Below are 7,470 nucleotides of genomic sequence, written 5' to 3'. Positions count from 1 at the left end.
TGTTTGGACGTTCCCAGACCGTGTGCCACTGCATCGTGAACCACTTTACACACCACGTCGTGACCTTGTAACGGATTACCCAACTTGGGAAGACAAAGATGCAATCTTCCGTGTTCCTACGTTGTATAAATCCATTCAAGAGCAAGACAAATCGGGCGAGTACCCAATCGTTCTGACTTCTGGCCGTCTGGTTGAATACGAAGGTGGTGGTGAAGAGACGCGTTCAAACCCTTGGCTTGCCGAGCTTCAACAAGAAATGTTTGTTGAAGTGAACCCGAAAGACGCGAACGATCTTGGCTTTAGAGATGGTGATGATGTTTGGGTTGAAGGTGCAGAGAAAGGACGAATCAAGGTGAAAGCGATGGTAACACGTCGTGTGAAACCTGGTTTGGCGTTCATTCCGTTCCACTTTGGCGGTAAGTTCGAAGGTGAAGACCTACGCCCTAAATACCCAGAAGGTACACAACCTTACGTTGTTGGCGAATCGGCTAACACGGCAACCACTTACGGTTACGACCCGGTTACCTTGATGCAGGAAACCAAAGTAACCCTATGTAACATTCGTAAAGCGTAAGGAGTCTGACAATGGCACGAATGAAATTTCTATGTGACACCAAACGCTGTATCGAGTGTAACGGCTGTGTTACTGCATGTAAGAACGAAAACGACGATGCGCTTGAATGGGGCATTCAACGTCGCCGCGTGGTAACACTAAACGACGGTGAAGCTGGTGAAAACTCTATCTCTGTTGCTTGTATGCACTGTACCGATGCGCCTTGTATGGCAGTTTGTCCAGCTGATTGTTTCGAACATACCGAAGACGGCATCGTTCTTCACAATAAAGATCTGTGTATCGGTTGTGGTTACTGTTTGTTTGCTTGTCCGTTTGGCGCACCTCAATTTCCTAAACAAGAGGCGTTTGGTGAACGTGGCAAAATGGATAAATGTACTTTCTGCGCGGGCGGCCCAGAAACAGAGCCTGGCTCTGAGGAAGAACGTCAAAAATACGGTGCGAACCGTATCGCAGAAGGCAAGTTACCGATGTGTGCATCGCTTTGTTCAACCAAAGCGCTGCTTGCGGGTGACGCAGAGAAAGTCTCTGACATTTTCCGTCAACGTGTGGTAGAACGCGGCGCGAAAAACGCAGGTTGGACAGACGGAAACGATCTTTCTTACGATGCGACGAAAAGCTAAGTAAGGAGAGGCACATGTTAAACACGCTTAAACGTGCATCTCTAGCAATGCTGTCAATGATGACGGCATTGCTGCTGACTTTCGCAATGCCTACTTCAGCAGAGGAACAATCTTCTAAAGTTATTCAACAGGAGATCACGCAACTCGCCGGGGCAGACTATTGGCGCGAAGTCAGAGAGGGGCAAGAAGGCTACACCACGTCTCAATCGCCAGAACATGGCGTATTGATCAGTAAACCTGGTGAGACTTGGTACATTCTAAAAGAGAAATGGATGTCTCCTGCTGGTGCTATCGCGATTTTCGGCAGTATCGCGATGGTTATCATGGCTTACGTATTCGTTGGTCCTTTGATGCTTAGCAAGCCGCGTACTGGTAAAAAAATGAAGCGTTGGTCTCGTTTAGACCGCGCGCTTCACTGGAGTATGGCGTTTACATTCTTAACGTTGGCATTCAGTGGTTTGATGCTGGTTTACGGTAAGCACTTCTTAAAACCGTATGTTCCTACTGAGTTCTGGGGCTTTATCGTCATGTTGGCGAAGCAGTACCACAATTACATGGGACCATTGTTCTTCATTTTGCTGATGCTCGTGCTCTTTAAATGGTGGCGCAAGTCGATTCCAAACATGACTGATGTTCGTTGGTTCATGAAAATGGGCGGTATGGTTGGTAAACACAAAGGCACACATCCGTCAGCTGGTTTCTCAAACGGTGGTGAGAAGGCAATCTATTGGTTGTTAATCTTCTTTGGTGCTATCGCGGCAGTGAGTGGCTTAGTTCTGGACTTTCCTATCTTTGGCCAAACTCGCCGTGACATGGAGCTTTCTAACTTAGTTCATGCGATTTCGGCGCTGATTCTAATCTGTGGCTTTATCTTCCACATCTATATTGGTCTATTCGGTATGGAAGGTGCGCTAGAAGGCATGGTGACAGGTGAAGTTGATGAAACATGGGCGAAAGAGCATCACGATCTTTGGTATGAGGAAGTGAAGTCCAAAGAAGCGATGGGTGAAACAGATACGGCACAAACGGAAGTAAAAGGAGCGAAAGCGAATGAACAAACCTCATAACGGGATTTGGGTTGCGTACATCCTGAGCTGTCTGACCCCGTTTACGTTTCTGATCTCAGGCGTTATCGCAATTATCTATGCGGGTTACCGATTAGATAAGGGAGAAGACAGCGACGTAGTGATTTCTCATTACTACGGTTTAATTCGCACCTTCTTTCTCTACCTGACGTTTTTTGTTGTGTTGATCGTCACCGTCGCGACTTCTAATGGTGTACTCGTTGGCGTGAGTGATTATTGGTTGCATAGTACTTTGCTTGAAACCATCGCTTACTTTATTCCTTGGGTAGGGATGGTGTTTGCTGTATTAGCCATCTTGGTGTGGTTTATGCGAATGTTTCAAGGGATGCAGCAACTGCGCAATAACCAACCACACAGACCATCGACAGGTCCAAACCTTTAATCAATATTCTTTAAGCAAAACCGCCGTAACAGGCGGTTTTTTGTTGCTGTTTTGTCTCAAATATGAAGCGCTTAGTCGCAGGGGTGATACTTGATGCAACTTATTGAGTGAATTTACGTAACTGGGCAGGAAATCATAGTTAAGTAAGAAACATGTAAAAAAATCGCGTCACGATGAGACATTAGTCTCACTCACGCTATTGTTCATTTACTCAGGATTCATCGTCCCGTTAAAGTACGCTGCGCTCAGAAACTCAAAGAGTTGCATACGTGAAAATTGCCATCAATACATTCAGTCTACGCATACAGAGGAATCTCTATCGGAGGATGTTTGATTAAGGCATCTTGCTCTCACAAATAAAAAGAGCGAAACGAGCATTAAATGATGCGGCAAGGTAAGAAAAGGACAAACACGTTACGGCTATGATCCCTCAATTCGTCATTCCTATCACGAATCGCTTTGGCGAAAGCTATCACTTTTCAGGTCAGTTACTTACTAGCGGCGAACCTAAAACATTCGTGACCAAACAAGAGGCAATAGAGTTTCTTGAGAGCTTTGGTGAGCTTGACCTTCGCTCTGTCGAGGACTTGTTCTATGCGATTGGTCAATTCAAACCAAACATACCTGACGGTGAGCTTACTTCCCAACACTATAATTCAACGTTTGCCAATGCTTTGGTGAACGGTTATTTGCATGTCGCTCGAATTGTACCTACCGGCGAAAACTACGCACTCTCGTCAGCGGTTACGCCTCCACCAACTCAAAATACCGTCAATGCAAAACCATCGAAGGGAAAGGGGAAGTCGAATAAAAAGAGTGGCAGAAGTGCCGCATCCGCCAAGCCTCAGCAACAAAGCAGCGAAAAACATGAGAAAGCCGGTGATCCTGTATCACTTGTGACGGGTGAAGAAATTCTCGAACTCTATGATATCGAGCTACAACAAGGTACTACTTGGCAGCGCACTTACCGCTCTTCGCAGTCGGATGTAAATCATGGAATGGGCTTTGGTTGGCGACATGCATTTCAGTTTGAATTACGCGAGAAGACGGACGAGAAAGACAACGTTATCGCTTGGGAGTTTGTTGACGATAAGGCAGATATCACAGAATTTGAGCCAGTAGATATTGGAGCAACAAGTTACCAGATATACGCTGGTGCGAGCTGTTATTTCCTAAATTCAGCAACTCGGATCGTGACGCTCGCTAATGGGCATCAATATCGATTTGAACAAAAAGATGATCGCTGGCTTGTTAAACAAGTTAGAAATGGCACGTTTTCAACGTTTCAATTGCAGTATTCTCGAAACCATCGATTGATCGAGATCGCATATAACAAGCGTCCGGTTCTTGAATGTCAATATGATAAGCAAGGACGCCTTGTAGAACTGCTTAATGCAAAGTCCCAAAAAGTTCTGGCAACTTATACCTATGATGAGCACGATGATTTGGTCAGTGCAACTAATCATTTGGGCCTAAAGGAACAGTATCAATACCTCGGCCATTTAATTGTTAAGCGTGTACGACCAACTGGCTTTACTCATTATTTTGAATGGGATGGCGAAGGTGCAAAAGCGAAGTGCATCAGAAACGTTGGGGACGCAGGAATTTATGACTATCGCTTCCATTATCAAGGAAATCACTCTTCTTATTCTGACTCGTTAGATAATCAATGGTCTTTCTTGCATGACGAGCAGGGTAACCTACTTGAGAAAATAAGCCCCACAGGTAGAACTTGGAGATGGCAATATGATGAATTAGGACGAAAAGCACAAGCTATCTATCCTGATCAGTCAACGGTCAATTATCAATATAATCAGCATGGTCAATTAGTTTCTAAGTTTCATTCCTCTGGCAAAGAAATTCAATATGGCTATGACGGCTTAGGTAAGTTAGTTAAAACGGTTTCACCTGACGGGGATATCGAGAAGGCTTACTACAATAGTCTCGGTCAAAGAGTTTGGGATACCGATCAGTTCGGCTGTGTCACGGAGTATGATTACGATAAACACGGTCAAGTCGTCAAAAAAGAGTCTGAAGATGGTAAGAAAAGTCAGTGGTGGTGGGATGAACAACAAAGACTTATCGCGAATGAAATAGACGGTACATTACTTCGTTATAGCTACAATGAAGAAGATTTAGTGAATGGCGTTGCTTATCCCGATGGGTGTATTGCTCAACTCGCTTATGATCAATTTGGCAGGCGTACATCAGTTCGTTATTTTAACGACGAAGACAAAGTCGGTTATAGCGAAGAATATTCTTACGATGAGCACAGCCGTGTTGCTCAGATTCGAACGCCAGCAGGCATTACCTCGTATCAATGGGGAGCACTCGCGCAACAAGAAGCAGTCATCTTTCCCGATGGCAGCCATATTTCTTACGAATACGATCAACAACGTAACCTGACTAAATTAGTTCGGAGTGACGGCTTAGAGTTCGAATTCCTGTATGACGATGAAGGCCAGCTATCAGGAACTGTTGGCTTTGATAATCTACAAAGCCAATTGGATTATGACGATATGGGGCGCATCCATCGTAAGCAAGTCGCCGATAGGACCGTGCTGTACCGCTATGACGCTGCGGGTTATCTCAAGCACGTCAAAGCAGGAAATGGTCGCAGTATTGTAGAGAACCACTTCAATTATACGCTTGGTGGGCGACTTACTTTCGCATCCAATCGCCATCAAACATTGCAATACCAATACTCTTCATTCGGGCATTTAACAAAGCGAATTCAAGGTCAGTTTGAGATAGCGCAGGAGTTTAACAGAGTTGGCCAACGCGTATCTCAGGTACTGCCAGATAATACGGAGCTGAGCTTCTCTTATGATCGATATGGGCGTTTTTCAGCGATTCGATTTGGAAACCTAGATTTACCTCAAATCAAATTTCATTACGATGAAATGGGACGAGTTTCCCAAATTGAAACGGCACATTTTAATGAGCGCATCATTTATGATGGTGTTGGTCGTTTGGTCGAACAACATTGGCCTGATAGAGAGAAAAAGTACGTTTACAATGCGCAAAACCGTATTTCATCAATCATTGATAATACGGCAGGAGCAACGCACTATCAGTACGATACCTTAGGGCAACTGAAACGAGTCAATGCTTCCGGAGAAGTGACTAAATTTGAATACGATAGTTTTGGCAATCCTACTTTGCCATCTTCAGAGGTATTCGCTGATCGTATTGAAGTACACGATGGTGTTCGGTTCAAATATGACGCGCAAGGAAACCAGACAAAACGTGAGGGGCAAGGACATGTTCAGACTCGCGTATTTGATGCGTTAAATCAGCTCATTGAAGTTCACACTGACGATGGCATCAGTCAATATGAATATGATGCATTAGGGCGCAGGACGAAGAAAATTACACAACAAGGCGTTACGGAGTTCTTGTGGGAAGGGGAACGTTTAATTGGTGAACGCTCTTCATGTGCTTTCCGCTGGTACCTATATCAACCAGAAACCTACACGCCAGTGGCACTGCTAGAAAATGACGTTATTTATTGGTACCAGTGCGATCAAGTTGGTAAACCAGAGCGACTGATCGATTGCGAGGGGAATGTTGTATGGAGTGCCAGCTACGATGCTCATGGCTTTGCTCATGTACATATTGAAAAAGTAGTAAATCCAGTGCGTTTTCAAGGGCAGTACTTCGATCAAGAAACCGACTTACACTACAACCTCGCTCGGTATTACGATCCTAAGCTAGGACGCTTTATCCAACAAGATCCGATATCTATTGCTGGTGGCATTAACCATTACCAATATGCAGTCAATCCTATCCAGTGGATTGATCCAACAGGTTTCCTTTGTGAAGAAGGGCTAAAACGCTTGGGTCAAATGTTGGCAGCGTATCAGGCGCAAAGCGATGTCCCCCAAGAGGTTTGCGATCAGATTTTAGAAGCTGCAAAAGAATCATCCGTCGGAGAAGATGGCGTTCGCTCGCAAGTCAAAATCCGAAAACCCAAAGGTAAAAATCATATTCGATATGAATACGATTTAGACCATATTGATTGCGAAAGAAACGAGATTACTTTTTATCGTCATATCAATCACTCAGATGGCACCAGACACGAAGTGCAGTATGTTGTTGGGATTGAGGAGTTTGTAAATGCGCATGTTTTTGACTCAGAGAAAGTTGGTGGAGAGGAAGGTTGTACGATCTTCACTGAAGATCTTGTGCTGAATAAAGCAGAGTATAAAGAAAACTCTGAACTCAATACGAGTGATTATGAGCTAACAGAAAGAAACAAAGCAAAAATTGATGAATGCTTGAAAGAGCGTCAAGAGGCAATGGACGCTCGATCTGGCGAAGAGGGATATAACGCTCAAATTGGTAATATTAACCAACAGTCTGCAAAAATAGGTGAGTTGGCCGCGGATGACTTTGTCCGGAGTAAACGTCCTAACGCTAAGCTGCTTCATCCCAAAGATATTGGAACCTCAATTTCGAAGCCGGGCGATTTTGATATGGTTTACGAGGTGGAAGAGCCGCCACCAGGTGAAATTATAATTGTTGAGGCCAAAGGAGGGAGCAGCCCGCTGGGCAGCCGCAAGATTGGAAATATGGCATATCAGCAAGGGACAACGGAATACACTGCAGAAATCACCAACCTAATGTCTGAAAAAAAGGAAGGGACGACTGAAAAAATAACAGCAAGAAAAATTCAACATGCAGCTTCGTTCGGTATACCTATTCGATATATACATACTCAAGCAAACATCCCTGAAGGTGGGAATGTCTCAGATGTAAAAGTAGAAGTGGCAGAATTTAAAATTGATTCCAAAGGACTAAGTTAAA

At 44.4% G+C, this 7,470-nt stretch carries 5 protein-coding genes; all 5 read left to right on the top strand.

From position 1 onward, the window contains the following. On the top strand, window positions 1–574 hold a 574-nt coding region (locus tag IQP38_RS26290), incomplete at its 5' end, for a formate dehydrogenase subunit alpha (RefSeq protein WP_228009991.1). An 11-nt stretch (window positions 575–585) separates the two neighbouring features. Further along, window positions 586–1,194, top strand: a complete 609-nt coding sequence (fdh3B, locus tag IQP38_RS05075; RefSeq protein ID WP_005377536.1) for a formate dehydrogenase FDH3 subunit beta — start codon at window positions 586–588, stop codon at window positions 1,192–1,194. A 14-nt stretch (window positions 1,195–1,208) separates the two neighbouring features. Beyond that, a complete protein-coding gene (locus IQP38_RS05070; RefSeq protein WP_104979173.1) occupies window positions 1,209–2,261 on the top strand; it encodes a formate dehydrogenase subunit gamma in 1,053 nt (350 codons plus the stop codon). Further along, window positions 2,245–2,661: a membrane protein gene (locus IQP38_RS05065; RefSeq protein ID WP_017634907.1), complete on the top strand. Its 417-nt coding sequence runs from the start codon at window positions 2,245–2,247 to the stop codon at window positions 2,659–2,661. The genes IQP38_RS05070 and IQP38_RS05065 overlap by 17 nt, the downstream gene beginning before the upstream one ends. A 422-nt stretch (window positions 2,662–3,083) precedes the next feature. Further along, entirely contained in the window at window positions 3,084–7,469 is a 4,386-nt protein-coding gene (locus tag IQP38_RS05060; protein WP_193837372.1) for an RHS repeat-associated core domain-containing protein, read from the top strand. Window position 7,470: the final 1 nt, after the last annotated feature.

The organism is Vibrio sp. OPT41 (assembly GCF_015163595.1).
GTDB lineage: Bacteria > Pseudomonadota > Gammaproteobacteria > Enterobacterales > Vibrionaceae > Vibrio > Vibrio alginolyticus.
Note: the sequence above shows the minus strand (reverse complement) of the source record. Positions and strands in the feature narration are given on the sequence as shown.

Excerpts from the sequence above, each read along its gene's own strand:
- IQP38_RS05065 (WP_017634907.1), top strand. The coding sequence starts at position 2,245 with ATGAACAAACCTCATAACGGGATTTGGGTTGCGTACATCCTGAGCTGT.
- fdh3B (WP_005377536.1), top strand. The coding sequence starts at position 586 with ATGGCACGAATGAAATTTCTATGTGACACCAAACGCTGTATCGAGTGT.
- IQP38_RS05070 (WP_104979173.1), top strand. The coding sequence starts at position 1,209 with ATGTTAAACACGCTTAAACGTGCATCTCTAGCAATGCTGTCAATGATG.
- IQP38_RS05060 (WP_193837372.1), top strand. The coding sequence starts at position 3,084 with ATGATCCCTCAATTCGTCATTCCTATCACGAATCGCTTTGGCGAAAGC.